24 protein-coding genes are annotated in these 13942 nt (G+C 65.2%); 18 read left to right on the plus strand and 6 right to left on the minus strand.

Annotated elements, in window-relative coordinates; genetic code table 11:
* Positions 1 to 18 precede the first annotated feature (18 nt).
* Positions 19 to 471 (minus strand): hypothetical protein, encoded by a 453-nt coding sequence (locus AMB_RS12045; RefSeq protein WP_043746602.1) that lies wholly within the window; start codon positions 469 to 471, stop codon positions 19 to 21.
* A 380-nt stretch (positions 472 to 851) separates the two neighbouring features.
* Between AMB_RS12045 and AMB_RS12050 the strand changes: the two genes are divergently transcribed.
* From AMB_RS12050 to AMB_RS12065, 4 genes are all read left to right on the plus strand, one after another.
* On the plus strand, positions 852 to 1739 hold the full coding sequence (locus AMB_RS12050; protein ID WP_011384782.1) for an HTH domain-containing protein: 888 nt from the start codon (positions 852 to 854) through the stop codon (positions 1737 to 1739).
* A 66-nt stretch (positions 1740 to 1805) separates the two neighbouring features.
* Entirely contained in the window at positions 1806 to 2390 is a 585-nt protein-coding gene (locus AMB_RS12055; RefSeq protein WP_148207400.1) for a BON domain-containing protein, read from the plus strand.
* A gap of 3 nt (positions 2391 to 2393) precedes the next feature.
* Positions 2394 to 2639 carry a hypothetical protein gene (locus AMB_RS12060; RefSeq protein WP_011384784.1) on the plus strand — a complete coding sequence of 82 codons (246 nt, stop codon included), beginning with the start codon at positions 2394 to 2396 and terminating at the stop codon, positions 2637 to 2639.
* An 8-nt stretch (positions 2640 to 2647) separates the two neighbouring features.
* The gene (locus AMB_RS12065; RefSeq protein WP_043744366.1) at positions 2648 to 3523 is read left to right on the plus strand and encodes a DMT family transporter; all 876 of its coding nucleotides are present in this window, start codon (positions 2648 to 2650) and stop codon (positions 3521 to 3523) included.
* Between the two features lie 90 nt (positions 3524 to 3613).
* Here the strand turns inward: AMB_RS12065 and AMB_RS12070 are convergent, their stop codons facing one another.
* Genes AMB_RS12070 through AMB_RS12090 form a run of 5 tightly spaced genes read right to left on the minus strand, consistent with a single transcriptional unit; the run spans position 3614 to position 6858 of the window.
* Positions 3614 to 4366 (minus strand): SDR family NAD(P)-dependent oxidoreductase, encoded by a 753-nt coding sequence (locus tag AMB_RS12070; RefSeq protein WP_011384786.1) that lies wholly within the window; start codon positions 4364 to 4366, stop codon positions 3614 to 3616.
* A 1-nt stretch (position 4367) separates the two neighbouring features.
* A complete protein-coding gene (locus AMB_RS12075; RefSeq protein WP_043744370.1) occupies positions 4368 to 5018 on the minus strand; it encodes a hypothetical protein in 651 nt (216 codons plus the stop codon).
* Positions 5005 to 5826 (minus strand): nucleoside triphosphate pyrophosphohydrolase, encoded by an 822-nt coding sequence (gene mazG, locus AMB_RS12080; RefSeq protein WP_011384788.1) that lies wholly within the window; start codon positions 5824 to 5826, stop codon positions 5005 to 5007. Before mazG ends, AMB_RS12075 begins: the two co-directional genes overlap by 14 nt.
* Positions 5823 to 6494 (minus strand): transglutaminase-like domain-containing protein, encoded by a 672-nt coding sequence (locus AMB_RS12085; protein ID WP_011384789.1) that lies wholly within the window; start codon positions 6492 to 6494, stop codon positions 5823 to 5825. The genes mazG and AMB_RS12085 overlap by 4 nt, the downstream gene beginning before the upstream one ends.
* Positions 6495 to 6531: 37 nt before the next feature.
* The gene (locus tag AMB_RS12090; RefSeq protein ID WP_043744372.1) at positions 6532 to 6858 is read right to left on the minus strand and encodes a hypothetical protein; all 327 of its coding nucleotides are present in this window, start codon (positions 6856 to 6858) and stop codon (positions 6532 to 6534) included.
* Positions 6859 to 7347: 489 nt separating this feature from the next.
* Between AMB_RS12090 and AMB_RS12095 the strand changes: the two genes are divergently transcribed.
* From AMB_RS12095 to AMB_RS12155, 14 genes are all read left to right on the plus strand, one after another.
* Positions 7348 to 7713 carry a DUF736 domain-containing protein gene (locus tag AMB_RS12095; RefSeq protein ID WP_011384791.1) on the plus strand — a complete coding sequence of 122 codons (366 nt, stop codon included), beginning with the start codon at positions 7348 to 7350 and terminating at the stop codon, positions 7711 to 7713.
* Positions 7713 to 7916: a hypothetical protein gene (locus AMB_RS25685; protein WP_011384792.1), complete on the plus strand. Its 204-nt coding sequence runs from the start codon at positions 7713 to 7715 to the stop codon at positions 7914 to 7916. The genes AMB_RS12095 and AMB_RS25685 overlap by 1 nt, the downstream gene beginning before the upstream one ends.
* An 82-nt stretch (positions 7917 to 7998) precedes the next feature.
* Positions 7999 to 8205, plus strand: a complete 207-nt coding sequence (locus tag AMB_RS12105) for a hypothetical protein (RefSeq protein ID WP_148207401.1) — start codon at positions 7999 to 8001, stop codon at positions 8203 to 8205.
* Positions 8206 to 8413: 208 nt separating this feature from the next.
* Complete coding sequence (locus AMB_RS25690; RefSeq protein WP_011384795.1) at positions 8414 to 8566, plus strand: hypothetical protein; 153 nt, start codon at positions 8414 to 8416, stop codon at positions 8564 to 8566.
* Positions 8563 to 8697, plus strand: a complete 135-nt coding sequence (locus AMB_RS26795) for a hypothetical protein (RefSeq protein ID WP_011384796.1) — start codon at positions 8563 to 8565, stop codon at positions 8695 to 8697. Before AMB_RS25690 ends, AMB_RS26795 begins: the two co-directional genes overlap by 4 nt.
* A 128-nt stretch (positions 8698 to 8825) precedes the next feature.
* Complete coding sequence (locus tag AMB_RS12115) at positions 8826 to 9956, plus strand: hypothetical protein (protein ID WP_043744375.1); 1131 nt, start codon at positions 8826 to 8828, stop codon at positions 9954 to 9956.
* Positions 9946 to 10248 (plus strand): hypothetical protein, encoded by a 303-nt coding sequence (locus AMB_RS12120; protein ID WP_011384798.1) that lies wholly within the window; start codon positions 9946 to 9948, stop codon positions 10246 to 10248. Before AMB_RS12115 ends, AMB_RS12120 begins: the two co-directional genes overlap by 11 nt.
* Entirely contained in the window at positions 10245 to 10685 is a 441-nt protein-coding gene (locus AMB_RS12125; protein WP_011384799.1) for a hypothetical protein, read from the plus strand. The genes AMB_RS12120 and AMB_RS12125 overlap by 4 nt, the downstream gene beginning before the upstream one ends.
* The gene (locus AMB_RS12130) at positions 10676 to 11275 is read left to right on the plus strand and encodes a hypothetical protein (RefSeq protein WP_011384800.1); all 600 of its coding nucleotides are present in this window, start codon (positions 10676 to 10678) and stop codon (positions 11273 to 11275) included. The genes AMB_RS12125 and AMB_RS12130 overlap by 10 nt, the downstream gene beginning before the upstream one ends.
* 208 nt (positions 11276 to 11483) lie before the next feature.
* Entirely contained in the window at positions 11484 to 12497 is a 1014-nt protein-coding gene (locus AMB_RS12135; RefSeq protein WP_011384801.1) for a hypothetical protein, read from the plus strand.
* Between the two features lie 10 nt (positions 12498 to 12507).
* Positions 12508 to 12849 carry a hypothetical protein gene (locus tag AMB_RS12140; RefSeq protein WP_011384802.1) on the plus strand — a complete coding sequence of 114 codons (342 nt, stop codon included), beginning with the start codon at positions 12508 to 12510 and terminating at the stop codon, positions 12847 to 12849.
* Between the two features lie 4 nt (positions 12850 to 12853).
* The gene (locus tag AMB_RS12145) at positions 12854 to 13237 is read left to right on the plus strand and encodes a hypothetical protein (RefSeq protein WP_011384803.1); all 384 of its coding nucleotides are present in this window, start codon (positions 12854 to 12856) and stop codon (positions 13235 to 13237) included.
* Positions 13234 to 13593 (plus strand): hypothetical protein, encoded by a 360-nt coding sequence (locus AMB_RS12150; RefSeq protein WP_011384804.1) that lies wholly within the window; start codon positions 13234 to 13236, stop codon positions 13591 to 13593. The genes AMB_RS12145 and AMB_RS12150 overlap by 4 nt, the downstream gene beginning before the upstream one ends.
* Positions 13590 to 13940: a hypothetical protein gene (locus tag AMB_RS12155; protein WP_011384805.1), complete on the plus strand. Its 351-nt coding sequence runs from the start codon at positions 13590 to 13592 to the stop codon at positions 13938 to 13940. The genes AMB_RS12150 and AMB_RS12155 overlap by 4 nt, the downstream gene beginning before the upstream one ends.
* Positions 13941 to 13942: the final 2 nt, after the last annotated feature.

Below are 13942 nucleotides of genomic sequence, written 5' to 3' on the forward strand. Positions count from 1 at the left end.
TTTCGCCGGCGGGTTTTTTTATGCCTCGGGACTTGTCCAGTCGATGCCCTCGGGCACTGGCTCGGCCGGATCCTCGACCACCATCTGCCCCATGCAGCGGCGCTCGAAGCCATGGCGCCTGTCCTGGTTGCTCCGGCGCTCGGCGAAGGCCGTATGGCCGCAGGCCTTGCAGATCAGCAAGATGCCGTTCTCGGCCGCGTGCCGCTCCACATCGGAACCGCAAACGGTACAGCTGGACAGGGAGGGCTGGGCGCCATCCAGGGCGTCACCCAGCCGGTTGGCGACATCGGTCAATTCCTGCTCGATATTGGATTCCGAGCGTTGGACTCGGTGCAATTCGTCGACCATTTCGCGGATGGCGACCAGGGTGGCTCGCGCCTCCTGGTGCGTGGACAGCACCTCGTCGCGCAGGCCGCGAAGCTCGGCCAGGATCATCTGCGCCTCGGCTGAGATGGGCTCGAGGTTGGTCACCGCACCCTCCTGCATTCCGTCAATATTGATCATAGGGCCAGTTGGTCGGAAATGGCATTGGGGATACTGCCTAGGGGATTTGGCCGATTAACGGCTTTTTCATGGCTGCGATGCTAGGCTTTTACTGTCAGTAACTCCCGTCGCTCTGACGGAGGCCGCCATGATACCGCGCTTTCTTCTTGCTGCCGTGACTGCCCGACTTGCCGGGGAAGGGTACTCGGTCATGACGGCGCCTCCCAGCCTGATCAAGGCCGTGGTCGCCAGAGTGGCGGCAGAGCGCCAAGACGGAAATTCCCCGAGCAATTGACCGGAAGCGCTGCGCCATCTTGACAGCCCGACCGGGCCGTAGCACCGTCAACCCAAGTGTTGACGAGGGGGATATGGACCTTTTCGATCTGATGAGCCAGGGGCGGGAGGATAAGGCCCTCGACCGCCTGGAGGGGATGCTGGCCCTCTACGAATCCGAGACCGAGGCCGAGCAAGACGAGGCGCTGGAGCGGGCGCGGGCGTTCTGCGATCTGGAATGGGGCAGCTATCCCGCCGGATTGGACATTCTGGCGCGCCGTTGGGCCCGGCGCACCGGCGATGGCGCGGAGGCCGCCATGCAGGCCCTGCGCCTGCACGAGGAGGGGGCCAAGCCCGGAGCCATCATTCGTGCGGTGCGCCTGCGCCGCCTGCGCGAACTCAGCCGCATGGACGAGCGGGAAATGCTGATCGCCCGCCATGGCAGTGTCGAAGCCGTGCTGCGGCCCACGGAGTTCGAGGAAATCTTCGTCGCGGCGGGTGAGGGGTGCGATACCGCCGCGGCCCTGGACGCCGCGGTGGCAGCCGCACACCCCATGCCCGCCAGCGTCGAGGCTGCGCGAGAGGAATGCCTTCGTTGGGATGCGCGGCTGCGGCAAATGGAACTGGTCTCGGACACCGAGACCCTCCCGCCGGCCCTCCCACCGGCCTGTGCCGCCCGCCGGCGGCAGGTGGAGGCCGCCTGGGGCAGGGGCCGGCCGGCCGTGACCATAGCCGACTTTTCCGCTCGCCTGGAATTCTGGTCCGGACGAGGCGGCGATGATTGCAGCGGCTACGGCATCCTGGTCGCCGATTTCCAAGCCTTGTCCAAGGCATTGAGCACCCGGGCGCCGGGACAATCCACCAAGGACCGGGCCCGCGCCCTGAAGCAGGCCAATCCCGAATGGTCCTTGGCTCGCATCGGCAAGGAGCTGGGAATCTCGCGCCAGGCGGTCCACAAGCACCTCAAGGCATCGACCAAATAGCCGATTGGCGCCGTGGGTCTTGGCCTGTATGGTTTGACGGTAACGCCAATGTCACGGAAGTGCACCATGCGCCGTCTCGTCGTCATCCTTGCCGCCATCGTCGCCGCCCAGCCGGCCCAGGCGCAGTTGATGGATGTGCTGACCGCCCCGAAGACTCTCATCGACCGGGCCATCGAGGCGCGCTCGGCTTCGGACATCGCCAAGGACAATCTGATCGTCGCCAAGGTCAACGGCTATATGGGCAAGCACACGACCATCAAGGCGTCCACGGAGATCTACGAGCAGCGCCTTCTGATCACCGGCCTGTTCGACGATAAGTCGACCTACGATCAGTTCCAGCAGGATGTGCGGAGCATCGAAGGCGTTAAGAAGCTTTACTGGCACGTGACCTACCTGCCCAAGGACGACCCCAAGCGCAAGACCCTGCCCAGTTGGGCGGATACGGTGGAGATGGGGATCAAGGCCCAGGGCCGGCTGATCGGCACCAAGGGCGTCGCCGACGTCAATTTCCGCACCACCGTGGATTCCTACGGCAATCTCTACGTCATCGGCCGGGCCCGCTCGCAGGAAGAGGCCAAAAAGGCCGTTTCCCGCCTGAGGGAAGGCGAGGGTATCCGCAAAGTCGTCAACTATATCGATGTCAGGCCCTGATCCATGAGCCCATCTCCCCGCAAGAAAGGTCTGCCGCGCCACGTGATCGGTGCCGCCTGGACGGCCTGCGGCTTCGTCGGCGGCATTACCTTGCTGCTGGTCCTGCCCAAGGTTTTCGGTGTGCCGCCCAAGGTGGCCGGCTTGATCAGCATGGTTGTCTGGCTGGCCTCCACCTGGGTGTTCTGGACCGGCGGCGAGGCTCCGCCCCAGCGGCCTCAACCGGCAGAGCCGCCCAAGGCCGAAGGGTGACGACGCCCATGCGGGACCACGCCTGGACCAGGGCCATGCCGGGCGTGTTCGTTCTGCTGTGGAGCACCGGCTTCATCGGCGCCAAGTATGGACTTCCTTATGCCGAGCCCTTCACCTTCCTGGTGTTGCGCTTCGTCATCGTCATCATCCTGCTGGGGGCCGTGGTCGGACTGTGCCGCGCGCGGTTCCCGACCGATCCCAAGCTGTGGCTGCATCTTGCCGTGTCGGGACTGCTGGTGCATGCCATCTACCTTGGAGGCGTCTTCGCCGCCATCCGTCTGGGGGTGCCCTCCGGTCTCACCGCCTTGGTGGCCGGGCTGCAGCCGCTGTTGACCGCCGCCGTGGTGGGGCCGCTGCTGGGCGAGACGGTCGGCCCCCGCCAGTGGGGCGGCCTCGCCCTTGGTCTGGTAGGCGTTGCCCTGGTGCTGTCCACCCGGTTGACGGGGGTAAGCTTCGACGGATTCGGCTGGGACGGCATGGCCTTCGCCGTGGCGGCCCTGCTGGGCATCACCGGCGGCACTCTTTATCAGAAGCGCTTCTGCACGGGCATGGACCTGCGCACCGGCACGCTGATCCAATATTCGGCCGCCCTGGCGGTGACGGCTCCGGTGGCGCTGGCCACCGAGACTATGTCCATCCAATGGACTCTGCCCTTCATCCTGGCGCTGGGTTGGCTGGTGCTGGTGCTGTCCCTGGGCGCCATCAGCCTGCTGATGACCCTGATCCGGCTGGGCGAGGCCGCCAAGGTGGCCAGCTTCTTCTACCTGGTGCCACCCATGACGGCGCTGCTGGCCTGGCTGCTGTTCGACGAGGCCCTGACGCCGGTCGCCTTGGCCGGCATGGCGGCCACGGCCGTCGGCGTGGCGCTGGTGGTGCGGAAGTAGGATTTCTTCGCTTCGCGGCACCGAAGGGTTCGGGAAGCTGTGCTTCCCGATCGGGGGACCGGGGGCAAAAGCCCCCCGGGTGGAGCCTGATTAAGAGCGGTGAACCGCGAAGGCCGCCGAAGCCTGACAAACCGGCATCATCTCGATGCGGTTGATGTTGACGTGGGCGGGCAGGGAGGCCGACCAGAACACCGCCTCGGCGATGTCTTCGGCGGTCAGGGGCTCGGTGCCTTCATAGACCTTGGCGGCTTTTTCGGCGTCGCCATGGAACCGCACCTGGGAGAACTCGCTGCCGCCGCACATGCCGGGCTCGATATTGGTCACCCGCACCTTGGTCTTGACCAGATCGGCGATGAGATTCAGCGAGAACTGGGTGACGGCGGCCTTGGTGGCGCCATACATGTTGCCGCCGGGATAGGGATAGGTCCCGGCGACCGAGCTGATATTGACCACATGACCCCGGTTGCGCTCCACCATACCGGGCAGGATGGCGCGGGTCATGTACATCAGGCCCTTGATATTGGTGTCGATCATGGTTTCCCAGTCGTTCAGGTCAGCGGCCTGGGCCGGTTCCAGCCCCAAGGCCAGGCCGGCATTGTTGACCAGGACGTCCACCGGCCAGGGCAGGGCGGCGGCAAAGGCCGCCACGGCGGCGCCATCGCGAACATCCAAGGTCGCGGCGTGGCAGGGAACGCCCCCCAGTTCGGCCTTGAGAGCCTCCAGGCGCTCGGTGCGGCGGCCGCAGATCACCATATTGGCACCGGCGGCGGCAAAGCGTCGGGCGGTGGCGGCGCCGAAACCGGCGGTGGCGCCGGTGACCAGCACGGTGCGGTTCTTCCACATGCTATTTAAGCTCCGAGGCACGGGGGGCTAGGGGACGCTCGGGATCCACATCACGGATCATCACCAATTCAGGCATGGCGGACAGGGCGTTCTCGATCTTCCAGATATAGACCTTGGCCGCGCCGAAGGGTTTCACCTGGGTGGCGTTGTGCTTGACCACGTTGCCATCGGTGGTGATGCGGAACTCGCCCTCCATGTTGAGCCCCAGCTCGGCCAGGATCTGGGCGTCGGAGGGTTTCATGGCATTGGCCTTGACCACGATGGCGCCGTTTTCCATGGAGCGCAGGGAAAGCATCCGGGCGTCGCGGCGGATCAGCGATGTCAGCTGGACCTTTTCCAGCCGCCCGACCCGTTCGTACTCCACGGCAAAGCGCCCCTTGCCCTTGGACTCGATCTTGCGGAAGGCGATGTCGCGGGCCAGATCACGGCGGATGTTCTCCTGCCGCTCGGCCTCGTCCTCGGGCTTGATCTTGTTCTTGCGGTAGTCGTCCAGAATGGGGGCGAACATCAGGTCGCCCTTGTAGGTCAGCGAGTAGTCGCCGTACTTGGACAGGCGCAGTTCGCTTCGAAACTTGTCGGGGATATAGCACGACGACAGCAGCAATACCGCCGCCATGACGCCGATCCGTTTCAGCCAATCACCCGCCACCATGCCCTCCGGCCTTCTCCAAGGTCTTGGCAGCCTGCCACAGTGCCTCCATCTCGTCGAGGGTGGCGGCTTGGGGCGTGCGGCCGGTGGCGTTCAATTCCGTCTCGATATGACGAAAGCGGCGTTCGAACTTGGCGTTGGCGCGCTTCAGGGCGCGTTCCGGGTCGATGTTCAGCTTGCGGGCGAGATTGACGCAGACGAACAGAACGTCGCCCATCTCGTCCTCCAGCCGATCGAAGGGCGCCTCGGCGCGAATTTCCTCGGCGATTTCCTGGGCTTCCTCGGCCAGCTTGTCGAGGATGGTCTCGGGCCGGTCCCAGTCGAAGCCGACGCGGGCGGCGCGGTTCTGCAGCTTCAGGGCGCGGGTCATGGGGGGCAGGGTGCGGGCCACGCCGTCCAGGACGCCCATGTTGGCGCCCTTCGCCTTGGCGGCACGCTCACGGGCCTTGGTCTCCTCCCAGGCCTCCACCTGACCGGCGGAATCCCGGCCGTCATCCTCGACGAACACATGGGGATGGCGACGGATCATCTTGTCGGAGATGGCCGAGGCGATGGCGTCGAAATCGAAATCGCCGTTCTCCTTGGCCATCTGGGCGTAGAACACCACCTGGAACAGCAGGTCGCCCAGTTCATCCTTCAACTGGGGCATGTCGCCATGCTCGATGGCTTCGGCCACCTCGTAGGCTTCCTCGATGGTGTAGGGGGCGATGGTGGCGAAGGTCTGCTCCAGATCCCAGGGACAGCCGCCCTGGGGGGAGCGCAGGCGGGCCATGATGGCCAGCAATCGGTCGATGGGCTTGTCCTGGCTCATCCCGGCGCCTTGGCCTCGGCGGCGAAATCGGCGCCCTTGTCCCAGGGGTCGTCGGTCATCAGCAACGGGCAGTGCCGGCGATAGGTCTCGGTGATCTCGTCATAGGGGACGTCCCAGAAGCTGCCGTGCTGGGCCACATACTCCATATGGCGGCGGTCCTGCTTGTCAAAGGGGTGGAAAACAGAGTCGTTTTTCCCATCCCATTCAAGGGGATGGACGCCGAACTTCTCGCAAAGCGCCAGGTTGAAGGCGGGGGTGGCCTTGACCCACGCGTCTTCCGCCATGATCTCGGCGAAGGCATGCCAGCGGAATACGTCGCCACCGTTCTTTTCCAACAGCTTCGGCGTCGCCAGGTGGTTGCGCACATCGGCAAAGCCGATGCGGGCCGGAATTCCCATGGCGCGGGCGCAAGCCGTCAGCAAGGCCGCCTTGGGGATGCAAAAACCGCTGCCCTTGGCCAGGACATGGGCGGCGGAATAGGTCTCCGGCGCGTTGAAGCGCACATAGGGGTCGTAGATCACCGCGTCGCGCACCGCGTAATAGAGCCGGATGGCGGCGTCCAGGCGGTCGGTGGCGCCGGCGGCGGCCTCATGGGCGAAGGCGACGATAGCCGGGTCATCGCTCTGGATGAACCGGGAGGGCTGCAGGGCGCGGGGATCGACGGTCATGGAATTTCCCGATTGTTAGGACAGGGCCAGCATAAAGCTAATCCTTGGCCGGGGGAACGCTGCAGCACTGATGAACAATGGCGGCCTGATCACGCCGGTTATCGTCCTTGAACGCCAGCCAGCGGCGCCACAGGCGAGACGGCAAGGATTTGGAAAGCGGCAAGCCGTTGGCTGCCAGCCATGCTTCCAAAGCCGGGATCGTCACGTGGCGCAGGTCGTAGGTGACGGTGATATTGCCGCCATGAGCATCAAATCGCAGATCCAGAATCCCCTCGGGGCGGCTGGGCATCGCCGTGATGGCGGGGGTGGCGCGGACCTCGAGGGAGAGGCTGAGGGTGCGGGTCAGGCGGTCGGTTTTGCTCATGGGGGTCTCCAACACCCAATACCAATTTGTCGCATAATGTATAGATTGACAACGGTTGGGTGCAAAATGTTCTTAAACCGTTCCGCGCTCAAATGTCCAGCTCTCCAGTTTAGTTGATATAGCCATCCGCACATTGACTCTTCAATGAGGCGGAAATGGGGCAGGGCCTCCGTGAAATACATCTGTGTTTCATGTCTCACTGCATCGCAAGATGTAGTATCGCACTACAATTAGTGCACCAATACTCACGGCACACAACATATTGACGGCACGCCATTACTTGTGGCTGCTTTGTCGTCGCTACACAAGATGCCCTCCTGAGTTCCTGGCAGGTTCTAGGGAGGGGGCGACGGCCGGAGTGCAAGCTCTCGGTTCGCGGGACTGGCCGGGGGAGGTTTTTCAAAACATCTCGCCCGGCCAGAGCCTTCTTAAACCTGCCAAGGCCGCGCAGCGGCCGCCTGACAACCTGCCAAGTGGAGAACCTGCCTCATGAAGACCAATCGACTGATCATCGGCGCCGATGGCAACGGCGAGGGCAACTACACCTCGTTGCGCCAGTCCATCACCTTCCTGTTCGAGAAGAACCCCGAGCACAAGGCCACCGACAGCAACAGCCCGTCCCATCTGGTGCACCTGAAGGGCAACGGCGGCGCGTTCGAGGCGGGGGCGGCCTGGACCAAGACGGTGCAGGAAGGCCCCAACCGGGGCGCCAAGTTCTTCTCGTTCTCGCTGGACGATCCCAGTTTCGACGCGCCGTTGAACCTGACCGCCTTCGTGCTGGTCAAGGCCAAGGATAAGGACGACTGCACCGAATACGAGGTGGTGTGGCGCCGCCCCCGCCGGGATGCCGCGTGATGCACACGGCCAAGGTTTTCGGCTTGGAGATGCCCTTCGCGGTGATCGCCAACCCCGTCAACGGCGAGGTGTCGTGCATCGTCCGCATCGCCGGCCAGGAACACCGCTTCACCCTGACCCCCGAAGTGGCGGGCATCGTCGCGGACGAACTGTGGGCGGCCATGGAGAAGGCCGAGGAGGCGGGAAATGTCGGCGCATCTTAGGCGCTTTCAGGAGGAGGGGCCGGAGCGATCCGGCCTTATCCTTTTCGACGCTTACGCCCCCCACGAGAACGCTGTGTGGGGCATGCGCGTTTCCCAGGCCGGGAAAGAGGCCCTGGTAGCCATCGGCCCTGTGCCGCGCTACGGCCAGCCCGACACCATCATTCCCATGACCACCTTCTGGGCGAACTGCGCCGACGTCTCCACCATCGCCCACTTCATGCAGGTCCTCATGCCGGGGCCTGCGCGGGACAGCTATGAGCTGATGTTGCGCGGACAGGTGAAGCGGTAATGGCGACGGAACAATCTGCAAGCCACATGGCCTACTGCATCGCGACGGGCGACTTCGGGGCAATCAGCTGCGACCCCGAAGCCGCCTGTGTCGTCATGAGGGCTGATGGCGGCTATTCGGTCGCCACCGAGGCCGATACTAAGCGGTTGATGCCTTTCCGCCCCGGAGCTCGTGTGGTGGCGACATTCCGGCCGAAGGATGCCCGCTCATGACCGGCTGGGAAGCGCTCTATCTGCATCGCCTCTGGGTGGACAAGTGGGGCCTGTGCCGTGAGATGGCGGCGGATTACTGCAAGCGCGTCTTCGTGCGGCAAGGCTTCACGATCCATCACGGGATTTACGCGTCGGGGGCCTGCTCATGACCCCCATGCTGATCCCAGCACTATTCCAACTTGTTGGCGTGATTGTTCTGGCCTTGTTCGCCGTGGCGTTCCCGCGCTTCGGTGTGGGGATCTGGATTGGGCTGTTCATCGGTTGGGGGCTGTGGTCATGACCCCTCTCGGGAACATCGCAAGTAATGTAACCCCCCCCCTCCCCGGAGGCGAAGCCGGAGCCGGAGGGGGGCCCCTGGCTGAGCCTGTCCGCCGGCTCAAGTGGCGTCTCCGCGACCACGCCGGGCGGATGCTCCCCAAGCAGTCCATTCCTGGCCTGGATGGCGTCACCCGCGAGCGCCTGCACCGGGTGGCTCGATGTGGCCGCCACATCCTCGGCGGACAGGTGGCCGTGGTGGCGGGGGAGGGCGGCGCCCGGTTCCTCGGCCTGGAAACATGCGGCTCCGTGTGGCTGTGCCCGGTTTGCTCGTCCAAGATCGCTGAGCACCGCCGCGCCGACATCGAAACCATGTTGACGGCCCATTGCGCGGGCCAGCGGCGGCGGTTCACCAAGGCCCCTGGAGACACCTGGGGCGGGGCCTGGGAAACCTATGAGGCGGCTCCCGGCGCGGTCTACATGGCCACCTTCACCGTGCCCCATGGCCGGTGGGATAGCCTGGAACGCCTGCGCGACGACGTGGCCGAGTGCTGGCGCCGCGTGCAACGTGGGGCGGCCTGGGCGCGTCTCAAGGCCCGCTGTGGCATCGTGGGCGTGATCCGGGCCATGGAACTGACCCACGGCGCCAACGGATGGCACCCCCATCTGCATGTGCTGATCCTGGCAAAGCCGGGGGCCTGCGTCGAAATGACCCTGCGCCATGCCCTCTATGCCCGCTGGGCGGCCTTCGTCGGCAAGATGGGCCTGGGGGTGGTGTCGGAAACCCATGGGGTGGACCTGTACCGCGCCCATTCCGTCCAAGCCGCCGGTGACTACGTCGCCAAGTGGGGCTGCGACGCCGAGTTGACCAAATGGCACGTCAAGAAGGGGCGGGGAAAGAACCGCTCCCCCTGGCAACTGCTGGCCGCCGCCGCCGAGGGCGACGTTGAGGCCCGCATCCGGTGGCGCGAGTTCGCCGCCGTCATGCCGGGGACCTGCCACATCACCATGAGCCACGGCCTGCGCGACCTGTACTTGGACGGTCCCGACCTGTCCGACGCCGAGATCGCCGCCATGGAGCATGGCATCGACCCCGCCGAGATCGTTCGGAATACCGGGGAAACCATTGTCGGGCATATCCGGCGGGGCGTGTGGGTCCGCGTCATGCGGGCCGGGCTCGCCGTGGACGTGCTGGAAGCCGTGGAAACGGGCGGGTGGGCCGCCGCCCTTTCCATGCTGGTGGATCGTGGCCTTGCACTGAGGAGGGCCAGCGATGGCGGATGAGGAAACGAGGTCGGGGACGGTGGTTGGGTATGGCCCGTGTAAGTTCTGTGGGAACGAGGGCAAGTATCAGGTCAACAAGCGCGGGAAATTGTATTTCTACTGCCCAAAGAGCGGGGATGGCGGGTGCGGGATTGGGTCGCAAGGGCGATGTGATCAGAAGAGCAATCTGCTTCTAGCAAAAGAGGTCAAAAAATGGGTGAGCCCGGAATACCGCAAGAAGTACCTCGGTGAGGCCGCCGCCCCCGCCGAACAGCCGAAAAAGTCAATCTGGGACATGGAGATCAAGCTGTGAGTGCCGATGAACTGAACACGTTACGTGCGGAAGTGGCCGTCGAAGCGGCCGCCGAGGTCGAGGCGGCGGTGCCTGCCCCCGAGCCGCCCCCCGTGGCCGAGGAAGGCTTGGTGTCCGCCATGGGCATGATGGTCAAGGGGCTGTCCGCTCCCTTGTGCCGCCGCGCCAACGTCACCGGCCTGGACGATACCGAGGCGGCCATGATGGGCGCTGCCATCGCCCAACTGGTCACCGTCTACGATATCGGCCCCAAGGACCCCAAGGGCGCCGCCTGGATGGGCTTCGGCATGGCCGCCATCGGCATTCTGGGAAATCGCCGTCCCTTGGCGCCGCCGCCCGAGATCGCAGCCCCGCCGGTGGACGCGCCGCCGCCGCCCGCCTTCGGCCAGCCGGGGCAGGTGTCCTTATCGCCCTTGGACGCCACGCCGTGCGCCTAGACGCCGCCGACATTCGGCTGTGCCTGGGCAAGAGCGGGTCGGGGAAGAGCACCCTGGCCCGCTCGTGGGTCGCCAAGGAAAAGCGGGTGCTGATCTTCGACCCCAACGGCGAGGATGCGTGGGCCAAGGGGGCGGTGGTCACCGAGGATCGCGCCGAACTGGTGGAACTTGTGAGCAAGCCGGGCCGGGTCCGCATCTGCTGGCGCGGCGTCATGACGGGCGGGGAGGGGGCTTTCGAGTTCGCCAACCGCTGCGCCTGGGCGGGTGAAGACATGTTCGTTGTGTGGGACGAGGTGGACCGCTTCACCGACCCAATGAAGCTGCCGCCGGTGGCGGACAACCTCGTCCAGGCGGGCCGTCACCGGGGGCTGCATATCATCGCCTGTTCCCGCCGTCCGTACAGGATGAACCGGACGCTGACCGCCCTGGCGACCCGCATGGCGATCTTCCGCACCACAGAGCCCCGCGACCTGCGCTACTTCGGGGACTACGTGGGGGAGGCCGCAAGCCAGCTTCCCACGTTACGTGATTATCACGCTCTGGATTGGGTCGAGGCGGGCGTGTCGATAAAAAAATCGCCGTTCCGCTAAAATTCCTGCCTCCGCACGTAACGTATACGTTACGTGGATGATGCCACCAGATGTTGTGTGGCAACCCGGTTGACAGTGCTTCAACTGTCAACTGGGGGACCCCCATATGAGCGTTTCCGGTATCGCCAAGATCGCCGCTGGCGTGATCGTCGGCATGATCGCCTACGAAAAGTTCGTTCGCGGCAAGATTTGATCGGAGGACACGTAGATGCCCTCCAATCCCACCCTGCACAAGCGCAAGCTCGGCCAGATCAGGTTCACCGCCGGTGGCCGCGAAAGCCTGGAACTGGACAAGAACGGCGTGCTGCTGCGCTTGTTCCTGCGCCTGCGCTACACCGTCACCAACGGCGCCACCGGCCCCGTGGGGCCGCTGTTCCAGACCCTGGCCCGCCTGATCAACCGGGTGGAAATCCTGGCCGGCGGCCGGGACATGGTCCAGTCGGTGCCTGGCTACTTCCTGGCCGAGCGCGCCTTCCTGGAAAACAAGGGCATTCCCGCCCTCGGCATGGGCACCACGGTGGTCACCACCAACAGCGCCGTCACCACCTACGACATCTGCTTGCCGGTGGACTTCACCCTGCCGCTTGGCCGTCGCGAGGATGACTGCGCCCTGGACACGTCCAGCCTGTCGCAGTTGTCGGTCATCGTCACCTGGGGCAAGACCGATGCGTCGGACCTGTTCACCACCCCGAACAGCGCCGCCATCTCCAATGTCTCCCTGGACGTCGAAGGCCACTACATCGCCAACCCCATGCGCGCCGCCAACGGCCAGCCCGTTTCCGGCCGCACCGGCAAGCCCTATCTGGTCCGCCAGTTGGACTACACCGAAGTGGACATCTCGGCGTCCAACACCGCCTTCGCCACCATCCTGGACAGCCGCACCGGCCTACTGGTGACGTCGTTCCTGGTGGTGCAGTTGGCCGACAACGTCGGGTCCGACGCCGTCGTCAACAGCCTGCGCATGGAGGCGGCCAGCTTCGTCTACGCCCTTCAGGACGCGCAGTTCATCCGGGCCGCCAACGTGCGGGACCTGGAGCTGGTGACCGGCGCCAACCATACCGGCGTGCTGTACCTGGACCCGCGTCTGGACGGCTCGGTGATCAACGCCATCAACACGGCCGAGCTTCAGGGCGAACTGAAGGCGATCATGGACGTCACCAAGACGGGCGCCAACTGCAAGCTCGCGATCCAGCGCGAGGCCATCCGCCCCCTGATCCTGTAGGGGGTGCGGCATGGACCCGGACATTCTCGATCCGGCGTGGCTTGACGGAGTGCTGGGGGCGGGTGACGCCTCCAGCACCTCAACCGATGAGGGGGGGGGCAGCATGCCCGACTGGCTTGACAGCGTCCTGGGTACCGTTGGCGATGTGGCGAACACCGCAGGCGGCGTCCTGGGGGGCATCTACACTCAGCAGCAGCAGGCCAAGGCCGCCCAGGAACAGCGGGCCTATCTTGCCCAGCTGGCTCAGACCAACACCATCCTCGGCTCTCAGAGCAACCGGCAGGCCCTCTACATCGGGGCCGCACTGGTGATGATGCTGTTGCTGCTGCGCCAGACCTCCCAGAACAGGTGACCCCATGGCGATCCTCGGCGGTGATAGCTCTTCGTCCAGTTCGTCCGTCGCGTCGAACCAGATTTCCTTCAACCCCATCATCACGGCCCTGACCGGCACGGGCAGCACCACGCCCACCGTCACGGCCCCTCAGAGTCTCACCCCCACGTCCTCGGCCCTGGCCTATGACGGCGCGGACAGCCTGTCCCTGCCCACGTCCCTCTTGGGGGGCGGAGCGGGGCAGGCCACTCGGGGCGCCATCGGCGCGGGCCAGACCATCCCCGGTGTCACTACCGATCCCAATGCGGTTCAGTTGGGGGTCAAGACCAATCCCCAGACCATGATTTGGGTGCTGCTGTTCGGCGGCTTCGCCCTGGTCATGCTGACCGGCGGCGGGGGGCGGCGGTGATTACCTTCGAAATCCCCGCCGTGTTCGATCCGGCCACCGTGGCACCTGCCGTGCCCGGTGGTCGCGTCGATCTGCTGCGGGGCGTTACCGGCGTGTATGTCAAACGGGATGACGTGCAGGTCGGGGCCATGGCCGTCGCCATGGCTGATGACGGCTTCGGCCGGGACCTGTTCATCCGCGCCCTGGCCGGCCGTGATCCTGACCTGGTTAAATCTGCCGATCAATACGTCCGGGCGGCGGTGATCGCCGGTGGCTTTGACGGGGCTCGGGCCTTCACCATGCGGCCCGGCGCCATGCGCCACCTTGAGCGCCTCGGCTGGACGGAAATCGGCCGCTACTACCGGTTGGTCCCATGAGCGACCCTTTCGACAGCGGGGGCGGCGGCGGTTCGTCCAGTTCGTCGACGGCCTCCAATGATGTGACCGTCAATGTCACGGTGGACAACGCCGACGTCGCCAAGGCCCTCACCATGGCGTCCGAGGCGCAGGCCCAGGCCCAGACCGCCAGCGCGGCGGTCAATGCGGAGGCCATCAAGGCCGTGGCCGCTGGGATCGCCGCCACGGCGGTCAAGTCGGTGCAGGCCATTCAGGACAACACCAAGGCCACCCTGGACGCCTACGCGGCCCATGTGGATGGCGGGTCGAAAGCAACCATCATCGCCGCCCTGATCGGGGCCGCGGCGGTGATCTACCACAAGAGGTGATC

Source organism: Paramagnetospirillum magneticum AMB-1, from assembly GCF_000009985.1.
GTDB lineage: Bacteria > Pseudomonadota > Alphaproteobacteria > Rhodospirillales > Magnetospirillaceae > Phaeospirillum > Phaeospirillum magneticum.

What these genes read in the sequence shown, in the direction of transcription:
- AMB_RS26795 (WP_011384796.1), top strand. Translation starts at nt 8,563, where the DNA reads ATGACCCCCATGCTGATCCCAGCACTATTCCAACTTGTTGGCGTGATT.
- AMB_RS12105 (WP_148207401.1), top strand. Translation starts at nt 7,999, where the DNA reads ATGCGCGTTTCCCAGGCCGGGAAAGAGGCCCTGGTAGCCATCGGCCCT.
- AMB_RS12060 (WP_011384784.1), top strand. Translation starts at nt 2,394, where the DNA reads ATGAGCCCATCTCCCCGCAAGAAAGGTCTGCCGCGCCACGTGATCGGT.
- AMB_RS12065 (WP_043744366.1), top strand. Translation starts at nt 2,648, where the DNA reads ATGCGGGACCACGCCTGGACCAGGGCCATGCCGGGCGTGTTCGTTCTG.
- AMB_RS25685 (WP_011384792.1), top strand. Translation starts at nt 7,713, where the DNA reads ATGCACACGGCCAAGGTTTTCGGCTTGGAGATGCCCTTCGCGGTGATC.
- AMB_RS12090 (WP_043744372.1), bottom strand. Translation starts at nt 6,858, where the DNA reads ATGAGCAAAACCGACCGCCTGACCCGCACCCTCAGCCTCTCCCTCGAG.
- AMB_RS12085 (WP_011384789.1), bottom strand. Translation starts at nt 6,494, where the DNA reads ATGACCGTCGATCCCCGCGCCCTGCAGCCCTCCCGGTTCATCCAGAGC.
- AMB_RS12155 (WP_011384805.1), top strand. Translation starts at nt 13,590, where the DNA reads ATGAGCGACCCTTTCGACAGCGGGGGCGGCGGCGGTTCGTCCAGTTCG.
- AMB_RS12120 (WP_011384798.1), top strand. Translation starts at nt 9,946, where the DNA reads ATGGCGGATGAGGAAACGAGGTCGGGGACGGTGGTTGGGTATGGCCCG.
- AMB_RS12070 (WP_011384786.1), bottom strand. Translation starts at nt 4,366, where the DNA reads ATGTGGAAGAACCGCACCGTGCTGGTCACCGGCGCCACCGCCGGTTTC.
- mazG (WP_011384788.1), bottom strand. Translation starts at nt 5,826, where the DNA reads ATGAGCCAGGACAAGCCCATCGACCGATTGCTGGCCATCATGGCCCGC.
- AMB_RS12055 (WP_148207400.1), top strand. Translation starts at nt 1,806, where the DNA reads ATGCGCCGTCTCGTCGTCATCCTTGCCGCCATCGTCGCCGCCCAGCCG.
- AMB_RS12075 (WP_043744370.1), bottom strand. Translation starts at nt 5,018, where the DNA reads ATGGTGGCGGGTGATTGGCTGAAACGGATCGGCGTCATGGCGGCGGTA.
- AMB_RS12135 (WP_011384801.1), top strand. Translation starts at nt 11,484, where the DNA reads ATGCCCTCCAATCCCACCCTGCACAAGCGCAAGCTCGGCCAGATCAGG.
- AMB_RS12140 (WP_011384802.1), top strand. Translation starts at nt 12,508, where the DNA reads ATGGACCCGGACATTCTCGATCCGGCGTGGCTTGACGGAGTGCTGGGG.
- AMB_RS12050 (WP_011384782.1), top strand. Translation starts at nt 852, where the DNA reads ATGGACCTTTTCGATCTGATGAGCCAGGGGCGGGAGGATAAGGCCCTC.
- AMB_RS12145 (WP_011384803.1), top strand. Translation starts at nt 12,854, where the DNA reads ATGGCGATCCTCGGCGGTGATAGCTCTTCGTCCAGTTCGTCCGTCGCG.
- AMB_RS12095 (WP_011384791.1), top strand. Translation starts at nt 7,348, where the DNA reads ATGAAGACCAATCGACTGATCATCGGCGCCGATGGCAACGGCGAGGGC.
- AMB_RS12115 (WP_043744375.1), top strand. Translation starts at nt 8,826, where the DNA reads ATGCTCCCCAAGCAGTCCATTCCTGGCCTGGATGGCGTCACCCGCGAG.
- AMB_RS25690 (WP_011384795.1), top strand. Translation starts at nt 8,414, where the DNA reads ATGACCGGCTGGGAAGCGCTCTATCTGCATCGCCTCTGGGTGGACAAG.